The organism is Vitreimonas sp. (assembly GCF_036392335.1).
In the GTDB taxonomy this organism is placed as follows: Bacteria; Pseudomonadota; Alphaproteobacteria; order Caulobacterales; family Aquidulcibacteraceae; genus Vitreimonas.
Genome location: NZ_DASVYD010000060.1, coordinates 20,583 through 36,687, shown reverse-complemented (window position 1 = coordinate 36,687; position 16,105 = coordinate 20,583). Strand labels below are relative to the sequence as shown.

The 16,105-nt window shown below is 63.5% G+C and carries 17 protein-coding genes; 12 read left to right on the top strand and 5 right to left on the bottom strand.

Annotated elements, in window-relative coordinates:
• Nucleotides 1-169 precede the first annotated feature (169 nt).
• The 7 genes from VF769_RS14085 to VF769_RS14055 all read left to right on the top strand — a co-directional run bounded on the left by VF769_RS14085 (nt 170) and on the right by VF769_RS14055 (nt 9,008).
• Nucleotides 170-568 (top strand): hypothetical protein, encoded by a 399-nt coding sequence (locus tag VF769_RS14085; RefSeq protein ID WP_331009056.1) that lies wholly within the window; start codon nt 170-172, stop codon nt 566-568.
• The gene (locus VF769_RS14080; RefSeq protein WP_331009055.1) at nt 565-777 is read left to right on the top strand and encodes a helix-turn-helix transcriptional regulator; all 213 of its coding nucleotides are present in this window, start codon (nt 565-567) and stop codon (nt 775-777) included. Before VF769_RS14085 ends, VF769_RS14080 begins: the two co-directional genes overlap by 4 nt.
• Nucleotides 778-832: 55 nt before the next feature.
• A complete protein-coding gene (locus VF769_RS14075) occupies nt 833-1,723 on the top strand; it encodes an alpha/beta hydrolase (RefSeq protein ID WP_331009054.1) in 891 nt (296 codons plus the stop codon).
• A 42-nt stretch (nt 1,724-1,765) separates the two neighbouring features.
• A complete protein-coding gene (locus VF769_RS14070) occupies nt 1,766-2,641 on the top strand; it encodes a glycine--tRNA ligase subunit alpha (protein ID WP_349258151.1) in 876 nt (291 codons plus the stop codon).
• Nucleotides 2,641-4,791 (top strand): glycine--tRNA ligase subunit beta, encoded by a 2,151-nt coding sequence (gene glyS / locus VF769_RS14065; RefSeq protein ID WP_331009052.1) that lies wholly within the window; start codon nt 2,641-2,643, stop codon nt 4,789-4,791. The genes VF769_RS14070 and glyS overlap by 1 nt, the downstream gene beginning before the upstream one ends.
• Nucleotides 4,792-4,939: 148 nt before the next feature.
• A complete protein-coding gene (ppdK, locus tag VF769_RS14060) occupies nt 4,940-7,609 on the top strand; it encodes a pyruvate, phosphate dikinase (protein ID WP_331009051.1) in 2,670 nt (889 codons plus the stop codon).
• A gap of 343 nt (nt 7,610-7,952) precedes the next feature.
• Complete coding sequence (locus VF769_RS14055) at nt 7,953-9,008, top strand: cell wall hydrolase (RefSeq protein WP_331009050.1); 1,056 nt, start codon at nt 7,953-7,955, stop codon at nt 9,006-9,008.
• Nucleotides 9,009-9,066: 58 nt separating this feature from the next.
• Here the strand turns inward: VF769_RS14055 and VF769_RS14050 are convergent, their stop codons facing one another.
• Nucleotides 9,067-9,867: an SDR family oxidoreductase gene (locus VF769_RS14050; protein WP_331009049.1), complete on the bottom strand. Its 801-nt coding sequence runs from the start codon at nt 9,865-9,867 to the stop codon at nt 9,067-9,069.
• Nucleotides 9,868-9,905: 38 nt separating this feature from the next.
• A complete protein-coding gene (locus VF769_RS14045; RefSeq protein ID WP_331009048.1) occupies nt 9,906-10,871 on the bottom strand; it encodes a GlxA family transcriptional regulator in 966 nt (321 codons plus the stop codon).
• A gap of 53 nt (nt 10,872-10,924) precedes the next feature.
• Between VF769_RS14045 and VF769_RS14040 the strand changes: the two genes are divergently transcribed.
• The gene (locus VF769_RS14040) at nt 10,925-11,608 is read left to right on the top strand and encodes a DJ-1/PfpI family protein (RefSeq protein WP_331009047.1); all 684 of its coding nucleotides are present in this window, start codon (nt 10,925-10,927) and stop codon (nt 11,606-11,608) included.
• Complete coding sequence (locus tag VF769_RS14035) at nt 11,608-11,847, top strand: DUF1272 domain-containing protein (RefSeq protein WP_331009046.1); 240 nt, start codon at nt 11,608-11,610, stop codon at nt 11,845-11,847. The genes VF769_RS14040 and VF769_RS14035 overlap by 1 nt, the downstream gene beginning before the upstream one ends.
• Here the strand turns inward: VF769_RS14035 and VF769_RS14030 are convergent.
• Entirely contained in the window at nt 11,844-12,404 is a 561-nt protein-coding gene (locus VF769_RS14030) for a YqgE/AlgH family protein (RefSeq protein WP_331009045.1), read from the bottom strand. The genes VF769_RS14035 and VF769_RS14030 overlap by 4 nt on opposite strands.
• Before the next feature lie 97 nt (nt 12,405-12,501).
• Between VF769_RS14030 and VF769_RS14025 the strand changes: the two genes are divergently transcribed.
• The 3 genes from VF769_RS14025 to VF769_RS14015 are packed head-to-tail and all read left to right on the top strand — an operon-like array spanning nt 12,502 to nt 14,461.
• Nucleotides 12,502-12,984 carry a peroxiredoxin gene (locus VF769_RS14025; RefSeq protein ID WP_331009044.1) on the top strand — a complete coding sequence of 161 codons (483 nt, stop codon included), beginning with the start codon at nt 12,502-12,504 and terminating at the stop codon, nt 12,982-12,984.
• A gap of 47 nt (nt 12,985-13,031) precedes the next feature.
• The gene (locus VF769_RS14020; RefSeq protein ID WP_331009043.1) at nt 13,032-13,970 is read left to right on the top strand and encodes an SPFH domain-containing protein; all 939 of its coding nucleotides are present in this window, start codon (nt 13,032-13,034) and stop codon (nt 13,968-13,970) included.
• Nucleotides 13,971-14,008: 38 nt separating this feature from the next.
• Nucleotides 14,009-14,461 carry an NfeD family protein gene (locus VF769_RS14015; protein WP_331009042.1) on the top strand — a complete coding sequence of 151 codons (453 nt, stop codon included), beginning with the start codon at nt 14,009-14,011 and terminating at the stop codon, nt 14,459-14,461.
• Here the strand turns inward: VF769_RS14015 and VF769_RS14010 are convergent.
• Together VF769_RS14010 and VF769_RS14005 are read right to left on the bottom strand one after the other, a co-directional pair.
• On the bottom strand, nt 14,442-15,614 hold the full coding sequence (locus VF769_RS14010; RefSeq protein ID WP_331009041.1) for an Acg family FMN-binding oxidoreductase: 1,173 nt from the start codon (nt 15,612-15,614) through the stop codon (nt 14,442-14,444). The two genes, VF769_RS14015 and VF769_RS14010, sit on opposite strands and share 20 nt — an antisense overlap.
• Entirely contained in the window at nt 15,611-16,105 is a 495-nt protein-coding gene (locus tag VF769_RS14005) for a DUF6265 family protein (protein ID WP_331009040.1), read from the bottom strand. The genes VF769_RS14010 and VF769_RS14005 overlap by 4 nt, the downstream gene beginning before the upstream one ends.

Sequence of the window (16,105 nt, the reverse complement as noted above, 5' to 3'; positions counted from 1 at the left end):
GCTTGACATTCGGTCCAGATCGGACAAGTATCCTTGTCATCAAGACAAGCTCACTTGATGGAGATGGACATGACGAAACTTCGCGATTGGCCCTGGGGCGGCATTTTCGGCGTCGGGGCGCTGGTCGCCCTGGCCATGTCGCTTGGCTTCTTCGGTTAAGGGGGACCACATGGAACGGGAAAAGACCTCACTGGCCGCTAAGCGCTACTCGCGCGACATGCTCATTGCCGGCGCGCTGTATGCGGGCGTGGTCATTGGCGGCGCACTGACGCTCAATCAGGAGCCGCCGCAATGGGCGGTGGTCGTGATCGCACTGCTGCCGATGCTGCCGGCTTTGCTGATGCTGCGCGCTTACCTTGTTTTTCTGAAGGGTATGGATGAGTTCCAGCGCCAGATTCAGAGTGAAGCAGTCGCCATTGCGGCGGGCGTCACCGGCTTTGGGTCGTTCAGCTATGGCTTCTTGGAGGAATGGGCGGGCTTTCCGCATCTGCCGCTCATCTGGGTCTTGCCGACACTGATCTTCTCGTGGGGTGTCGCGCTCTGCATCGTGAGGCTGCGCTACAAATGAAAAACCGCCTCAAAGTGCTTCGCGCTGAACGCGATTGGAGCCAGGCGGATTTGGCCGACAAGCTCGAAGTGTCACGCCAAAGCGTGAATGCGATCGAGACCGGCAAATACGATCCTTCGCTGCCGCTCGCGTTCAAGATCGCCGCCATCTTTGGCTTGCCGATCGAGCAGATATTCAGCGCCGACGAGTCCGCGCAAGCGGCCGAGTAATCACCCTCAAACCGTTGACAAACAAACGGCGCGTCAGCGCCGAAGGAGAAGTCTTGTGTTTAAATTGACTCGAAGAATTCTGATCTCCGTGCTCGCAGCCGTCGCCGCGATCACCGCGCTGCCGCAACAGGATGCACACGCCCAATCGTTCACACCGAGCCGCTTCAGCGTTGAAGTGCGGGGGCGGGGGCCGGACGTGATCTTGATCCCAGGCCTTGGCTCCAGCCGTGATGTTTGGGCGGGCCAGGTCGATGCGATCGCGGCGAACCATCGCGTGCATTTGGTGCAGGTGGCGGGCTTTGCCGGCGAACCCGTTGGCGCGCCGGCGGGCGAAGTGATCGCGCCGCTCGTGGAAGACTTGGCGCGCTATATTGAAGCGAACGGCATCGAGCGCCCGGCGATCGTCGGCCATTCCATGGGCGGCTTCGCTGGTTTGATGCTGGCGCGGCGCCATCCCGAGCGCGTCGGCCGGGTGATGATCGTGGATTCGCTGCCCTTCTTTAGCGCCATGTTCGGTCCGCACGTGACGGCCGCGAACGTGGAGCCGCAGGCGCGCATGATGCGCGATCAGATTGCCGCGATGGATGATGCGAGCTTCGCCGCGCAACAGAGCGGCGGTGCTGGCCGTCTGGTGAAGACCGAAGCGCGCCGCGCCGAGGTGGTGGCCTGGAGCCAGGCTTCAGACCGGGCCACGTTTGCGCAGGCGATGTACGAAGTGATGATCACTGACCTGCGCGCCGAACTCGCCCAGGTGGCGACGCCGCTGACGGTGCTTTACGCCTACGATCCGGCGATGGGGCCGGAGGCGATGATCGATGGGCTCTATCGCGGCTCCTATGCCGGCGCGCCCAACGTCACTTTCGTGCGCGTCGACGGCGCCTATCACTTCATGATGTTCGACCAGCCGGCCGCGTTCCAGGCGGCGGTCGCGGATTTCCTCCGCTAGGAACTTGAACAAGGGGGCGGGCGGCTTTACCCGTCTGCCCCCATGTCGCACCGCCCGCCCCGTTGTTTCCAGGACGTGATCCTGACGCTCCAGACTTACTGGGCCGAGCAGGGCTGCGCGATCCTGCAGCCCTATGACGAGCAGGTCGGCGCCGGCACGTTGCACCCGGCGACCACATTGCGCGCGCTGGGGCCGAAGCCGTGGCGCGCGGCCTACGTGCAGCCGTCGCGGCGGCCGAAGGACGGGCGCTATGGCGAGAACCCGAACCGGCTGCAGCACTATTATCAGTTCCAAGTGATCCTGAAGCCGAACCCGGCGAACCTGCAGGAGCTTTATCTGAACTCGCTTCAGCGCATCGGCATTGATCCGCTGCTGCACGACATTCGCTTCGTTGAAGACGATTGGGAGAACCCGACCGTCGGCGCCTGGGGCTTGGGCTGGGAAGTGTGGTGCGACGGGATGGAGGTGTCGCAATACACCTACTTCCAACAAGTCGGCGGCCTGGACGTGCGCCCGGTGAGCGGCGAACTCACCTACGGGCTCGAGCGCTTGGCGATGTACGTGTTCGGCGTCGATCGCGTTTATGATCTGCCGTTCAACGATCCGGATTCTGCGACGCCGCTGACCTATGGCGATGTGTTTCTCGAAAACGAGAAGCAGCAATCGCGCTTCAATTTTGAACTGAGTGACCCTGAGCAAAATCTGCGTTGGTTCGCCGATGCGGAAGCGACGGCGAAGCGTCTGTTGGAGGCAGGCGCTGTGTTGCCGGCGTTCGATTACACGCTGAAAGCCTCGCACCTCTTCAATCTGCTCGACGCGCGCGGCGTGGTCTCGCCGACCGAGCGGCAAAGCTTCATCGCCCGCGTGCGCGATTTGGCGAAGGGCTGCGCGAGCGCTTGGGCGGAGAGCCAAAGCTAATGCCCCAACTTCTTCTTGAATTATTCTCCGAGGAAATTCCTGCGCGCATGCAGAAGCGCGCGGAGGAGGATTTGGCGCGGGCTTTTGGAGAGAAGCTGAAGGCGGCTGGTCTCGAACCTAAAGCGATCAAGACGTTTTCTTCGCCGCGCCGTTTGGGCCTCGTGATCGAGGATCTGCCGGCGAAGGCGGCGGACGTGAACGAAGAGAAGAAAGGCCCGCGCGTGGGTGCGCCGGATCAGGCGATCCAGGGTTTTTTGAAGAGCGCGGGGCTGGCGTCGATCGATCAAGCGCAAGTGGTCGAGGATAAGAAGGGCGCGTTTTACGTCGCTAGAATCGAGCGCGCGGGGCGCGCGACAGCGGCGATCGTGCAGGAGATCACGCCGGAGATCGTGCGCGCGTTTCCGTGGCCGAAATCGATGCGCTCGGGTGTGAGCGATCTGCAATGGGTGCGGCCGCTGCACAATGTGCTGTGCCTGTTCGATGGCGCGCCGGTGAAGATCGAGATCGAAGGCGTTGGCGCAAAGCCCGAGACCTGGGGCCATCGCTTTCATGGGCCCGCCGCGATCAAGCCGCGTGACTTTGCCGATTACGCCGCCAAGCTCCGCGACGCGAAGGTGTTGATCGACCGCGAAGAGCGCAAGGCGATCATTCTGGAGCAAGCGAAGAAGCTCTGCGCCGACAGACAACTCGAACTGGTCGAGGATATTGGCCTGCTTGAAGAAGTGTGCGGGCTGGTCGAATGGCCGGTGACGCTGTTGGGTGACATGGACCCCGCGTTTCTCGATCTGCCGGGCGAAGTGATCCGGCTATCGATGCGGACGCACCAGAAATATTTCGCGGTGCGCGATCCGAAGAGCGGCAAGCTCGCGCCGCATTTCGTGGTGGTGGCGAACGTCGAGGCGAAGGATGGCGGCAAGGCGATCGCGGCGGGCAATGCGCGCGTGCTGTCGGCGCGCCTGAACGATGCGCGCTTCTTCTGGGATACGGATAAGAAAACGCCGCTCTACACGGATGAGCGACGCGAGAAGCTGAAGAAGATCGTCTTTCACCAGAAGCTGGGCTCTGTGTGGGATAAGGTCGAGCGCGTGAAGGCGCTGGCTGTCGAACTCTGCGACGTGACGGGCGCTGACAAAACGCTGGTCGCGCGCGCCGCCGAACTCGCCAAGATGGATTTGGTGACGGAGACGGTCGGCGAGTTTCCGGAGCTGCAGGGCCAAGTTGGGCGTCAGCTTTATGCGCTGGAGAAGGGCGCCAACCCATCGATGGCCGCCGCGATCGAAGATCACTACCGCCCGCTCGGCCCAAACGATCGCGTGCCGGAAGACAAAGTCGCCGTAACGCTCGCGCTGGCGGATAAGCTGGATACGCTCGTTGCGTTCTGGGCGATCGACGAAAAGCCGACGGGATCGAGCGATCCGTTTGCGCTTCGGCGCATGGCGCTCGGGTTCGTCCGGATCGTTTTAGAGCAGAGATTGCGAGCGCCTATCCGCCTGCGCCTCCGTGCCCCTTGCTCGCGTGTATCGGCCCAAGGCGTGCCAGTGCACACAACGGAGTGGTTTGCGGCAGCGCGCATCGCAGGAATGGACCCGCTTGAGTTCTTCTGTGAAGGAAATTGGTCAGGCTCGCTTTTGGCCTTCCTAGCAGATCGCCTCAAAGTTCAGCTCCGCGACCAAGGCAAGCGCCACGACCTCGTCGACGCCGTCTTCGCACTTGGCGACGACGACCTCGTTCGCATCGTCGCGCGCGTTGAAGCGCTCGATGCGTTCCTGAAAACGGAAGACGGCGCGAACTTGCTCGCGGGCTATAAGCGCGCGGCCAATATCCTCGCGGCGGAGGAGAAGAAGGGCAAATGGAGCGCCGACGAGGCCCAAGGCCAAGTCGATGCCGCCAAGCTCGCGGAACCTGCCGAGAAGGCGCTCCATGCCGCACTCGACAGCGCTGTGCCGACCGCGCGGTCGGCGGTGGATCGGGAAGACTTCGCGTCCGCGATGAAGGCGCTCGCCGGTCTTCGCGCGCCGGTGGACGAATTCTTCGAGCGTGTCCTGGTCAACGCCGAAGATCCCATGCTGCGCCGCAATAGACTTTTGCTGCTCTCGCGGTTACGTGAGGCGCTGTCTGCGGTCGCGGATTTCTCCAAGATCGAAGGCTAGTTTTCCTCCCCCGCACGCGGGGGAGGTGGCGAGCAAAGCGAGCCGGAGGGGGTAGTGCGCGTGGATACGCAACGCCCCCCTCAGTCATCGCGCTTTGCGCGCTGACAGCTCCCCCGTGAACGGGGGAGCATGAAGAACGGACAAGCGAATGTCGGCAAAGCAATGGGTTTACGGGTTTGGCGGCGGCGAGAGCGGGGGCGATGCGTCGCTGAAATCGCTGCTCGGCGGCAAAGGCGCCAATCTCGCGGAAATGGCGCGGCTCGATCTGCCGGTGCCGCCCGGCTTTACGCTGACGACTGAAGTCTGCAACGCATTCTACGCCAATGATCGTGCGTACCCGCCGGAACTCGCGGGCCAAGTCGATGCCGCGTTGGCGGCGCTCGAGAAGAAGACCGGCAAGGCGTTTGGCAATCCAGCGAACCCGCTGCTCGTCTCCGTGCGTTCCGGCGCGCGCGCGTCGATGCCGGGTATGATGGATACGGTGCTGAACCTTGGTCTCAATGATGAGACGGTCGAGGGCCTCGCCAAGCTCTCGGGCGATGCGCGCTTTGCCTACGATTCTTATCGCCGCTTCATTCAGATGTATTCGGACGTGGTGCTCGAACTCGAGCACGGCGTGTTCGAGGAAATTCTCGGTTCGCACAAAGACACCAATGATTATCGCACCGATACCGAGCTGACGGCGGACGATTGGAAAGTCGTTGTCGCCGAATACAAGCGCGCGGTGGAGCGCGAGCTGGGCAAGCCGTTCCCGAACGATCCGAAGGAGCAGCTCTGGGGCGCGATCGGCGCCGTGTTCTCAAGCTGGATGAACGATCGCGCGATCTTCTATCGCAAGCATAACAACATCCCCGAAAGCTGGGGCACGGCTGTGAACGTGCAGGCGATGGTGTTCGGCAATATGGGCGAGACGTCGGCCACCGGCGTGGCGTTCACGCGCGATCCGAGCACAGGCGAGAAGAAATTCTACGGCGAGTTCCTCATCAACGCGCAGGGCGAAGATGTCGTCGCCGGCATCCGCACCCCGAAAGCGCTGACGAAAGCGGCGCGTTTGGAAATGAAGGAGCCGGGTGAATCGCTCGAAGAGGCGATGCCGGAAGTCTATGCGGAGCTGGTGCGCGTCTATCAAAAGCTCGAAGCGCACTATCGCGACATGCAGGATCTGGAGTTCACCGTCGAACGCGGCAAGCTCTACATGCTGCAAACCCGCAACGGGAAGCGCACGGCGAAAGCGGCGCTGAAGATCGCGGTCGATATGGCGAGCGAAGGGTTGATCACGCAGGACGAAGCCGTGCTGCGCGTCGATGCGGCCGCACTCGATCAATTGCTGCACCCCACCATCGCGGCGGGCTACAAGCGCGACATCATCTGCAAAGGCTTGCCGGCCTCGCCCGGCGCGGCGGTTGGCAAAGTCGTGTTCGACGCCGATGAGGCCGAAAAGCTCGCCGGCGACGGAGTCGATGTGATCCTGGTGCGCGACGAGACCAGCCCCGAAGACATTCACGGCATGCATGCGTCGAGAGCGATCGTGACGGCGCGTGGCGGCATGACCAGCCACGCGGCCGTGGTCGCGCGCGGCATGGGCCGGCCGTGCGTGTCAGGCGCGGGCGACCTGCGCATCGATATGAAGCATGGCGAATTCCGCGCGCTGGGTCGCGTGGTGAAGAAGGGCGACGTGATTACGGTCGATGGGTCATCCGGCGAAGTGTTGCTGGGCGCCGCCGAGATGGTGCAGCCGGAGCTGACCGGCGATTTCGGCACGTTGATGGGCTGGGCCGATAAGGCGCGCCGCATGAAGGTGCGCGCCAACGCCGAAACGCCGCTGGATGCGGCGACGGCGGTGAAGTACGGCGCTGAAGGCATCGGCTTGTGCCGCACCGAACACATGTTCTTCGACGCCGAGCGCATTGCTGTCGTGCGCGAGATGATCCTGGCCGAGAAGCAATCGGCGCGCGTGGCCGCGCTCGACAAACTCTTCCCGCACCAGCGCAAGGATTTCGTCGAGATCTTTGAAGCGATGGGCGCGCGCCCGGTGACGATCCGTTATCTCGATCCGCCGCTGCATGAATTCTTGCCGCACACGGAAGAAGATTGCGCCGACGTTGCGAAGGCGACGGGGCTGGATGCGAAGGCGCTGCTCGCGCGCTCGAAGGATTTGGCCGAGAGCAATCCAATGCTCGGCTTCCGCGGCTGCCGTTTGGCCATCGTCTTCCCGGAAATCTACGACATGCAATCGCGCGCCGTGTTCGAAGCGGCGTGCGATGTCGCCGAGAAGGGCGCGGCCCCCATTCCGGAAATCATGATCCCGTTCGTGATCGCGAAAAAGGAATTCGAACTCCTGAAAGCGCGCGTCGATGCGATCGCCGAAGAGGTGTTCGCCAAGCGCGGGCGGCGCGTTGAGTATCTCGTCGGCACCATGATCGAGCTGCCGCGCGCGGCGCTGAAGGCGGGCGAGATCGCGGAGGCGGCCGAGTTCTTCTCGTTCGGCACCAACGACCTCACGCAGACGACGATGGGGCTTTCGCGCGACGACGCAGGCAAGTTCCTCGGAACCTATGTCGACCGTGGCGTGTTGGCGACCGATCCGTTCGTGACCGTCGACGCCGATGGCGTCGGCGAACTCGTCGGGCTCGCCTGCGAACGGGGGCGGGCGGTTCGGCAGGGGCTGAAACTTGGCGTTTGCGGAGAGCACGGCGGCGACCCGGCGTCGGTGGCGTTCTTCGAGCGCGTGGGCCTCGATTACGTCTCTTGCTCGCCGTATCGGGTGCCGATTGCCCGCCTGGCCGCCGCACAGGCCGCCCTCAACAGCAAGCGCTGACGGGCACCCGAAACCGTATCTGACGTTACGGAAACCGCCTGCGACGGGCGCGACCGGCGGTCGCGGCCCGTTTCGCCTGCTCGGTGAACTGGCACGGGGCTCGCAAGACTTTGGCCGGTTTGGGCTTTCTCGGCGTGACCTCAGGGCCGCACCGGGGAGTCCAAGTCAGCTAGAAATCGCGGGAACCCGGACCATGAACAAAAAGACAATCGCCCCCGGGGCGCAGGTCCTGTATCCCCCGCAGGCCTCCGAGCAAAACATTGCCGGAGCGAAATGGTATGGTCTGTTGCAGATTATCTGGCGGTTACTTGTGCCAAATCTGCACAGCGTTAAGCGGGGCTTAATGCATTTATCGTTGTTCTGGCGTCGACTGGCTATCTTTGCGGGTGAGATTCGGACCCAAGTGATGGTGGAGATCGAGCGTAATCCCCTGGCCGTGCGCCAGGGCGCGGCCACGATCATGTGCCTTGCAGCCGCCGCGGTTGCGATGCCCCTGATCGCGCATCGCGCCGCCGAACAGCGCGACGGCGCTGAATGGGCCGCTACGTCCACTGCTTTCCAGGCTGAACTGCAGCAGCAATTGGCGTCGAACACCGAGCCGAATGCGCGCGTTGAGCTGACCTCCTTCCGCACCACCGACGGCCTGCGCGCCCGTGGCAGCGCAACCCTGTTCGAAAGCGCCGATGCGCGCGCGATGATGGTGCAAGCGGTTCTGCGCGGCCCGTCCTCGGCGACGACGCCGGATCAAGCGACCCCGGCTGAGCCGCAGATCGATGCGCGTCAGCACGCCTGCTTGAGCCAAGCGATCTATTATGAGGCCCGCGGCGAAAGCCAGCGCGGTCAGGCGGCCGTGGCCGAAGTAATCATGAACCGGGTGCGCTCGAATGCGTATCCGAACTCGATCTGCGGCGTCGTCTATCAGGGTTCGCACCGGGCGACCGGCTGCCAATTCACCTTCACCTGCGACGGCTCGCTCGGTCATCGCCCGCGTGGCCGCGCCTGGGAGCGCGCGCAGCGGGTCGCGACGGCAGTGATGCTGGGCTACACCCGTCCGATCACGCAGGGCGCCACCCACTATCACACGCACGCCGTGAACCCGGTCTGGAATTCGGGCCTGGTTGAGACGGTCAATGTCGGCAGCCACGTCTTCTACCGTTTCCCGAACCGCTCCGAGCGCGCGTACTACCAGGAAGCCCTGGCCCGCCGCCGCGGCACGGGCGTCCGCCGCACGACGGCCGCGGACGATCTGGTTCAGGATGGCGTTGAGGTCGAAGGTGTGACCGACGCGGCGACGACCGAATCGATCATGGATGCGCCGGCCGAAGCGGCGCCGGTGCTGACGGACGCGCCGGCCGATACCGAGGCGGCGAACCATATCGTTACGAACGCGGCGACCTGATCAGAGCTTCAAGTCTGAAATGAAAACCCCGGCGTCTCCGCCGGGGTTTTTGTTTGGCTCATTCGTCGGGAATGAAATTGCGTAAGCGTTTGCGCATCGCATTGGGAAAGAAGCGCGCCGCGAACCGCGCGCGTTCGGCTTCCTTGCCGACCATGTAGTGCAGCTCCTTGCCATGCGCGGCGTCCCACGCGCGCTCAGCCGCCATGCTCACGGGATAGATCGGCGTTTTGTTTTCTGTGAGCGAATCCTTGAGCGTGCGGTTCGAGCCTTCTTCGGCAAAGTTGCCAAGGATCGCGGTGTCGATGAACCAGGGCATCAAGCTCGCGACGCTTACGCCGTAACGCGAGAACTCCGCATCGAGAGCCTCCGTCAAACCGCGCACGGCAAATTTCGTCGCGACATAGACGGCGAGTTTCGGCGCGCCGAAAATGCCTGCAACAGAAGCGGTGTTGACGATGCGTGCGCCCGGTGTTTCGCGCAGCAAAGGCAAGCTCGCGCGCACGCCATTGATCACGCCTTTCAGATTTACATCGATGACGAGATCAATGTCGTCGTCCGGCATTTCTTCGATGAAGCCGCCGCGACCGACGCCCGCATTGTTGAACAGCACATGCATGTGGCGATTGGTGGCTTGACCAAAGGATTCCACCGCGCGCGCCCAACCGTTGCGATCACGCACGTCAAACACCATCGAGATGCGCTGGCCTTCGGGCAGCATCGCCGCGGTTTCTTCCAAGCCTTTCGGATCGACATCGAACAGGCCGACGAACCACCCTCGCTCGGCGAAGAGCTTTGCGGTGGCGCGGCCAATGCCGGAGCCGGCGCCTGTGACGAAGATGGATTTTTGCGGTTCAGCCATGGGCGAAAGTGGTCCGCTGGAACGCGGCTGGCGTCAAGTTAGCGCAGCGTCCGGCGCATGGCGGCGGGCGGAGCGCCATAGAGGCGAATGAAAGCGCGACGCATGCGCTCCGGATCGCCGAAGCCTGTCCGTTCGGCAATGTCCTGGACCGAGGCGCCTTGCTGCAACGCGGCGCGTGCGGCGTCAGCGCGTAGGCGCTCGACCGCCTTGGCAGGTGTCACACCCGTCTCGGCGGCATAGGCGCGCGCGAAATTGCGCGGGCTCATGGCGGCCTGTGCGGCGAGGCAATCGACGGAGAGGTCTTCGTGCAGGTGATCGCGCATCCAGGCGTTCAGTTCGGCGAAGCGTGAACTTGGCGTATCGAGATCAAGCAGCGCTGAATGCTGCGCCTGACCGCCTGGGCGCTTGGCGTACACGACCATCTCGCGCGCAACGTCGGTGGCGATTCTCTCGCCGAGGTCTTCTGCGATCATGGCGAGCGCGAGATCGATGCCCGCGGTGACGCCGGCGGAGGTCCAGACGTTTCCATCCTTGATGTGGATGCAATCGGCGTCGACGCGCACGTTGGGAAAGGCCTTCTGCAGTAAGGGCGCGCGGCGCCAATGCGTTGTCGCGCGCTTGCCCTCGAGCAGCCCGGCTTGCGCCAACAGGAAGGCGCCGGAGCAGACGCTGGCGGTGCGACGCACGCGCGTGGAGAGGCGCTTGATCGCGGCGACGAAGGCGGAATCCTGCATCGCGCCGTAGGTGCCATTGCCGCCGGAGACGATGAGCGTGTCGATCTTGGTCTGGCCCTTGAGCGCTTCCGCAGGCCAGCGAACGCCGGAGGACGAGGCCACTAGGCCGGGCGCGCGCGCGGCCACGCGCACCTGATAGGCGCCGGGCGCGTAGCGCGCGGCAATCTCGAATGCGGCGATCGGGCCGGCGGCGTCGAGGATCTGAAAGTCCTCGAACACGGCCATGAGCACCGTGCGCGGCTTTGGCGGAAAAGGAGGTTTCTTTGACATTTGCGCCAAAGACATCCCGCGCCATAACCCCCGTGTCAATCAGGAGCCCGCCGATGGCCGACCAATTCCGTATCGTTTTCATTCTCTATCCGCGCCTGACCCAGCTCGATTTCACGGGGCCGTATGAAGTGCTGGCGCGGATGCCGAACGCGGAGGTGATCCTTGCCTCTAAGGATGGCGGCGAATTGGTGAGCGAAATGGGGTTGACCTTCGCCGGTCTGCGCGCGCTGGCCGATGTCGATCGCGCCGACTTGATCATGATCCCTGGCGGCCCTGGACAAACCGAGGCGATGCAGGACCAAACGTTCATGGCTGAGGTGAAGCGCTTGGGCGAACACGCCCAATACGTCACCTCCGTGTGCACGGGCTCGTTGATCCTGGCGGCGGCGGGGCTGCTCAATGGCAAGCGCGCGGGCAGCCATTGGGCGTATCGCGAGTTGCTCGCGATGTTTGGCGCAATCCCGGATGACGCGCGCGTCGTGCGGGACGGCAATGCGATCACCGGCGGCGGCGTGACGGCCGGGATTGATATTGCACTGAGCATCGTGGCCGACTTGGCGGGTGAGAAAGTCGCAAAGATGATCCAGCTCGCGATCGAATACGCGCCGGCGCCGCCGTTCAGCTGCGGACGGCCGGAGACGGCGGATGCGGAAACGATCGAGGCGGTGAAGCAATTGTTCTCAACCTTCGCTGCACAACGGCGCGAGGCGATCGAACACCTCACCGGAGCTGCGTGATGCTGGAACTCAGGCCCAATTGCGAATGCTGTGACCGCGATCTGCCGCCGGAGAGCGCAGACGCGCGTATCTGCAGTTTTGAGTGCACATTTTGCGCGGAATGCGCGGATAGCGCTTTGAAAGGGCATTGCCCCAATTGCGGCGGCGAATTGGTGCGGCGGCCGGTGCGGCCGGCGGCTGCGTTGGCGAAATACCCAGCGTCGGCCAAGCGCGTGTTGCGCGCATCGCCGTGCGCTTAGGCGTTGCCGACGTTATCGCTCAATTGCGCTGGATCGAAACCCAGACTCTGGATGGCGCGGGTCCATTTGTCTTCGTGGCGATCGTCGAAGATGATGCTGTTGTCGGCATCGACGATGAGCCAGGCGTTGTGGCGCAGCTCGTCCTCCAATTGGCCCGCGCTCCAACCGGCGCACCCGAGCGCAAGCAGGAAACGCGCCGGCGCGTGATCGCCGGCGACAGCCTCTAAGACTTCGCGGGTGGCCGTGAGGCGAATGCCGGGGCAGACGTCCTGCGTGCCTTCTCCGGCGGCGAAATCTTCTGAGTGGAGTACGAAGCCGCGATCCGGCCGCACGGGCCCGCCATCGAGCACAATGCGGTCAGCTAATGTCTCGTCGGCCTCCAGGCCCAGATGATCCAGCACATCGGAGAGGGTGAGCTCTTCTTTGGGCTTGTTGATGATCACACCCATCGCGTGGTCGCCGTCATGGGCGCACATCATGATGACGGAACGCTCAAACCGAGGATCGCCGATCCCAGGCATGGCGACGAGAAGCTTGCCCATGAGCGTGTCTGTCATATTTGCATCGTCGGGCCGGAGGCGATTTGGCGCAAGGGGGCGCTCGCATCTGGGGACCGAGCGCCCTAAATAGCTGGAACTTCTAAGGAGAGGCTCAATGATCAAAGTTGGCGAGACGCTGCCGGACGTGCAGTTCAATGTTCCGGGCCCCGAAGGCATGAAACCGATGCGCACCAGCGAAATCTTCGCGGGCAAGACGGTGGCCCTGTTCGCGGTGCCGGGGGCGTTTACCCCGACCTGTTCCGCCCGCCACTTGCCGAGCTTTCGTGACCATCTTGCCGATTTCAGGGCCAAGGGTGTCGATGCGGTCGCATGCACGGCCGTTAACGACCATTTCGTGATGGGCGCATGGGCCAAGGACCAGAATGTCTTTGGCGACATCATCATGTTGGCTGACGGTTCAGGGGAATTCGCTCGCGCTGTCGGCCTGGATGCGGATTTTTCCAAGTTCGGGATGGGCCCGCGGTCGAAGCGCTATTCAATGATCGTCAAGGACGGGGTGGTATCTCAGCTGAACGTCGAAGAAGGCGGTGAATACAAGGTTTCCAGCGCCGAATACCTGCTCGGCCAATTAAGCTGAGCGTAACGCTTTAAGCTGCGAGCCGCAGAAGCGGCGGAGGGATAAGAATGCCGACAGTCGTTTTGATTTTCGCGGCGATGGCGCTGGTGCTCGCATTCAGCGCGATCAAGGTCGTGCCGCAGGGCCGTCAATTCACGGCCGAGCGCTTCGGGCGTTACACGCGTACGCTGAAGCCGGGCATCTCGTTTCTCGTGCCGTTCGTCGATCGCATCGGCCGTCGCTTGTCGATGATGGAAACCGTGCTCGACGTGCCGCGGCAAGACGTGATCACGAAGGACAACGCCGTCGTCTCTGTGGACGCGGTGGTGTTCATTCAGGTCATTGATGCGGCGAAAGCGGCATACGAAGTGGAGAACCTCCGTCTCGCCATCCAGAATCTCTGCATGACCAACATCCGCACCGTGGTCGGCGCGATGGATTTGGACGAAGTGCTCTCGCAGCGTGACTCGATCAATGCGCGCTTGCTGGGCGTTGTGGACGCCGCGACCGATGCGTGGGGCACGAAAGTCATGCGCATCGAGATCAAGGATCTCTCGCCGCCGCAAGACATCACCCAGTCGATGGCCCGCCAGATGAAGGCCGAGCGCGAACGTCGTGCGCAAATTCTGGAAGCCGAAGGCGATAAGCAAGCCGCCATTCTGCGCGCCGAAGGCGCCAAGCAAGCGGCAATCCTCGAAGCCGAAGGCCGCCGCGAAGCCGCGTTCCGCGACGCCGAGGCGCGTGAGCGGGAAGCTGAAGCCGAAGCCAAGGCGACGGATATGGTCTCTCAGGCCATCGCCAAGGGCGACGTGAATGCGATCCGTTACTTCCTTGGTTTGAAATATGTCGAGGCGTTTGGCGAACTCGCCACCTCCAACCAGCAGCGCACAGTGATCGTGCCGGCGGATTTGGGCGGATTGGCAGGCTTGGTCGAAGGTCTGCGCGCGCTGAATACGCAGGCCGATGGCGGAGGCCTGCCGCGCACGTCCGTGCCGCCGACGCGGTAACGCTGGCAGGCGGCGTTGCGAATTGCTACATTGCGTTCATGGACGCGCTGATTGCCTTGTTCTCCGAATTCGGCCCGCAGCATTGGGTCGTGTTGGGGCTTATCCTGCTGATCGCCGAGATGGCGACGGGGACGACGTATTTGCTTTGGCCCGCGGTGGCGGCGTTCATCACGGCGCTGATCTCGTGGATGGGGTTCACCAATTGGATCGCCGAATTGGCGATCTTTGGCGTGCTAGTTGTGGTGCTCACCGCGTTCGGACGCCCTCTGGTGCAGCGTTGGCGCAATGAAGGCGCGGCGAGCGGGCTGAACGAGCGCTCGGCGGCGTTGATCGGTGAGAGCGCCGTGGTCACCAATTTCGCCAATGGCGTCGGCTCCGTGAAGGTGCAGGACACAGTATGGCGCGCGGTGAGCGATGAAGCGCTGGAAGCGGGCCAGCCTGTGGTCATCGCCAGCGTCGATGGCGCGACGCTTAAGGTGAAACGGGCCTAAGCAGCGCGTCAAGGCTTCGGCGCGCCGCTGGCTCCGCAGGCGCCGCGCGGCCAAGGCGGAATAGCATCTGCAGCGTGCGATCGCCGGCCGCAAGTTTGTCGCGCGCCTCGGCGTACAGGTCCGACATTTCCGTATATTCCTGCAGCGCCTGACTCCATGGGTGCATCGCGAGATTGGCTTGAGCGGCCGCCAAATTCATCCGCACATAGGCCATGCCTGCATGGAGGCGGCTGCGTGCGCTATCGCTTGGCGTAGTCAACCACATGAACATCGGCGCGGTGTCGACCTTGCGCCTCCAATCGGCGGCCGCCTGCTTGTTGGCGCTGGAGTCCGGATTGAGCAAATCCGCTTCGTCCAACATGCCGATCGCGCGCAGCAATCCCGCCGCTGGCACGTCGATATAGAGGCCGTCGCGGTGACGTGCGCGCTCTTCACTACCAAAGCGGAGCCAGCGATAGGTTTCCTCTTGCGCGCCGCGCGTGCGCATTTCGCGATCGAACGCGCGCCATACCAAATCGCGGAGCGTCGCGACGCGCGTTTGTTCAGTTTCCCATGCCACCGAGAGCGGGGTCGGCTCGTCGGGCGAAGGTTCAAGCCATGCGACGCCGGCGCTGGCCACGGTATCTATGGCGGTCGCGCTTGGAATGACCGGCTCGCACTCGTTACGGTTCGTGCGGCGGACGGACACGAATTCCATGAGGGGATCCGCACCGTGTAGCGGCGGCGATCCGGCGACGCGCAAGCGGGCGAACGGACGTGCGTCGAGCCGCGCGCCCGGCTCCGGCGCGCCATCGGGAAAGATGCTCATTTCGCACCCATGGCCGGATTTCAACACGGCCATCCAGCACAGATAGGTGAAGGCGCCGCAGCCAATTGTGATTTGGCGGTCGTACGGATCGGTGAACGGCAGACGGCGATCAAGATCGCAGAACAGCAGCATTTCGTCGTCGCCGCGCATCTCGACCAGCCAGGGCTGCGTGTTGTGTGGGTTTGGCGCGAGGATGGCGTGCGCGAGCGCGAAGCGTCGCGGATCGGTTTCGCCAGCGCCCGGATCGCGCCATGGCGCGAGCGGGTCTGGCAGATCATTGCCGCCGCATGCGCTCAGCACGGGCGCGGCGGCGAGCCATTGCAGCACATGGCGGCGTGAGGTCATGGTCGAAGGCTCCCCGAACAGCTGATGCGGCGATATTCGTACGTGTAAGGATCGGAGCCATCGGCGCGTGAGATCGTGGCGGTGAGGCGATTGCGGTCGCGCCGATAGGTGACGCGCTGCGGGTAATCGTGCGCGGGGTTTTCGAACACGGCGAGCTGCGCCGGATCATCGCGATTGATTTGCTCGACCATGCGAAACGCAATCGGCGCACCGCCGCCGGGCATGGCTACGAAACGTGGGCGGCCGCCATCGGCCGCGTCGATGCGCATCTGCTCCCAGCCTTGCACCGCGCCTTCGCCTTCGGTGAAGGAATAGCCGAAGAGCGCGGGCCCCGGCGGATCGATCCAGACCTCAGTGGTTTGCGAGCCGCTCTCCGCCACGCGCGGCGCCTCCGTGCGCCAGCAGCCTTTGAGCCAAGCGAGATCGTCCAGGGTTTGCGCGTGGGCGGGCGCGGCGCAGACGATGGCGGCGATGAAGAGGAGTATACGCAT

Coding starts and splice junctions, on each gene's coding strand:
- VF769_RS14085 (WP_331009056.1), top strand. CDS start 170: ATGGAACGGGAAAAGACCTCACTGGCCGCTAAGCGCTACTCGCGCGAC.
- VF769_RS14080 (WP_331009055.1), top strand. CDS start 565: ATGAAAAACCGCCTCAAAGTGCTTCGCGCTGAACGCGATTGGAGCCAG.
- VF769_RS14070 (WP_349258151.1), top strand. CDS start 1,766: ATGTCGCACCGCCCGCCCCGTTGTTTCCAGGACGTGATCCTGACGCTC.
- glyS (WP_331009052.1), top strand. CDS start 2,641: ATGCCCCAACTTCTTCTTGAATTATTCTCCGAGGAAATTCCTGCGCGC.
- ppdK (WP_331009051.1), top strand. CDS start 4,940: ATGTCGGCAAAGCAATGGGTTTACGGGTTTGGCGGCGGCGAGAGCGGG.
- VF769_RS14055 (WP_331009050.1), top strand. CDS start 7,953: ATGCATTTATCGTTGTTCTGGCGTCGACTGGCTATCTTTGCGGGTGAG.
- VF769_RS14050 (WP_331009049.1), bottom strand. CDS start 9,867: ATGGCTGAACCGCAAAAATCCATCTTCGTCACAGGCGCCGGCTCCGGC.
- VF769_RS14045 (WP_331009048.1), bottom strand. CDS start 10,871: ATGTCAAAGAAACCTCCTTTTCCGCCAAAGCCGCGCACGGTGCTCATG.
- VF769_RS14040 (WP_331009047.1), top strand. CDS start 10,925: ATGGCCGACCAATTCCGTATCGTTTTCATTCTCTATCCGCGCCTGACC.
- VF769_RS14035 (WP_331009046.1), top strand. CDS start 11,608: ATGCTGGAACTCAGGCCCAATTGCGAATGCTGTGACCGCGATCTGCCG.
- VF769_RS14030 (WP_331009045.1), bottom strand. CDS start 12,404: ATGACAGACACGCTCATGGGCAAGCTTCTCGTCGCCATGCCTGGGATC.
- VF769_RS14025 (WP_331009044.1), top strand. CDS start 12,502: ATGATCAAAGTTGGCGAGACGCTGCCGGACGTGCAGTTCAATGTTCCG.
- VF769_RS14020 (WP_331009043.1), top strand. CDS start 13,032: ATGCCGACAGTCGTTTTGATTTTCGCGGCGATGGCGCTGGTGCTCGCA.
- VF769_RS14015 (WP_331009042.1), top strand. CDS start 14,009: ATGGACGCGCTGATTGCCTTGTTCTCCGAATTCGGCCCGCAGCATTGG.
- VF769_RS14010 (WP_331009041.1), bottom strand. CDS start 15,614: ATGACCTCACGCCGCCATGTGCTGCAATGGCTCGCCGCCGCGCCCGTG.
- VF769_RS14005 (WP_331009040.1), bottom strand. CDS start 16,105: ATGCGTATACTCCTCTTCATCGCCGCCATCGTCTGCGCCGCGCCCGCC.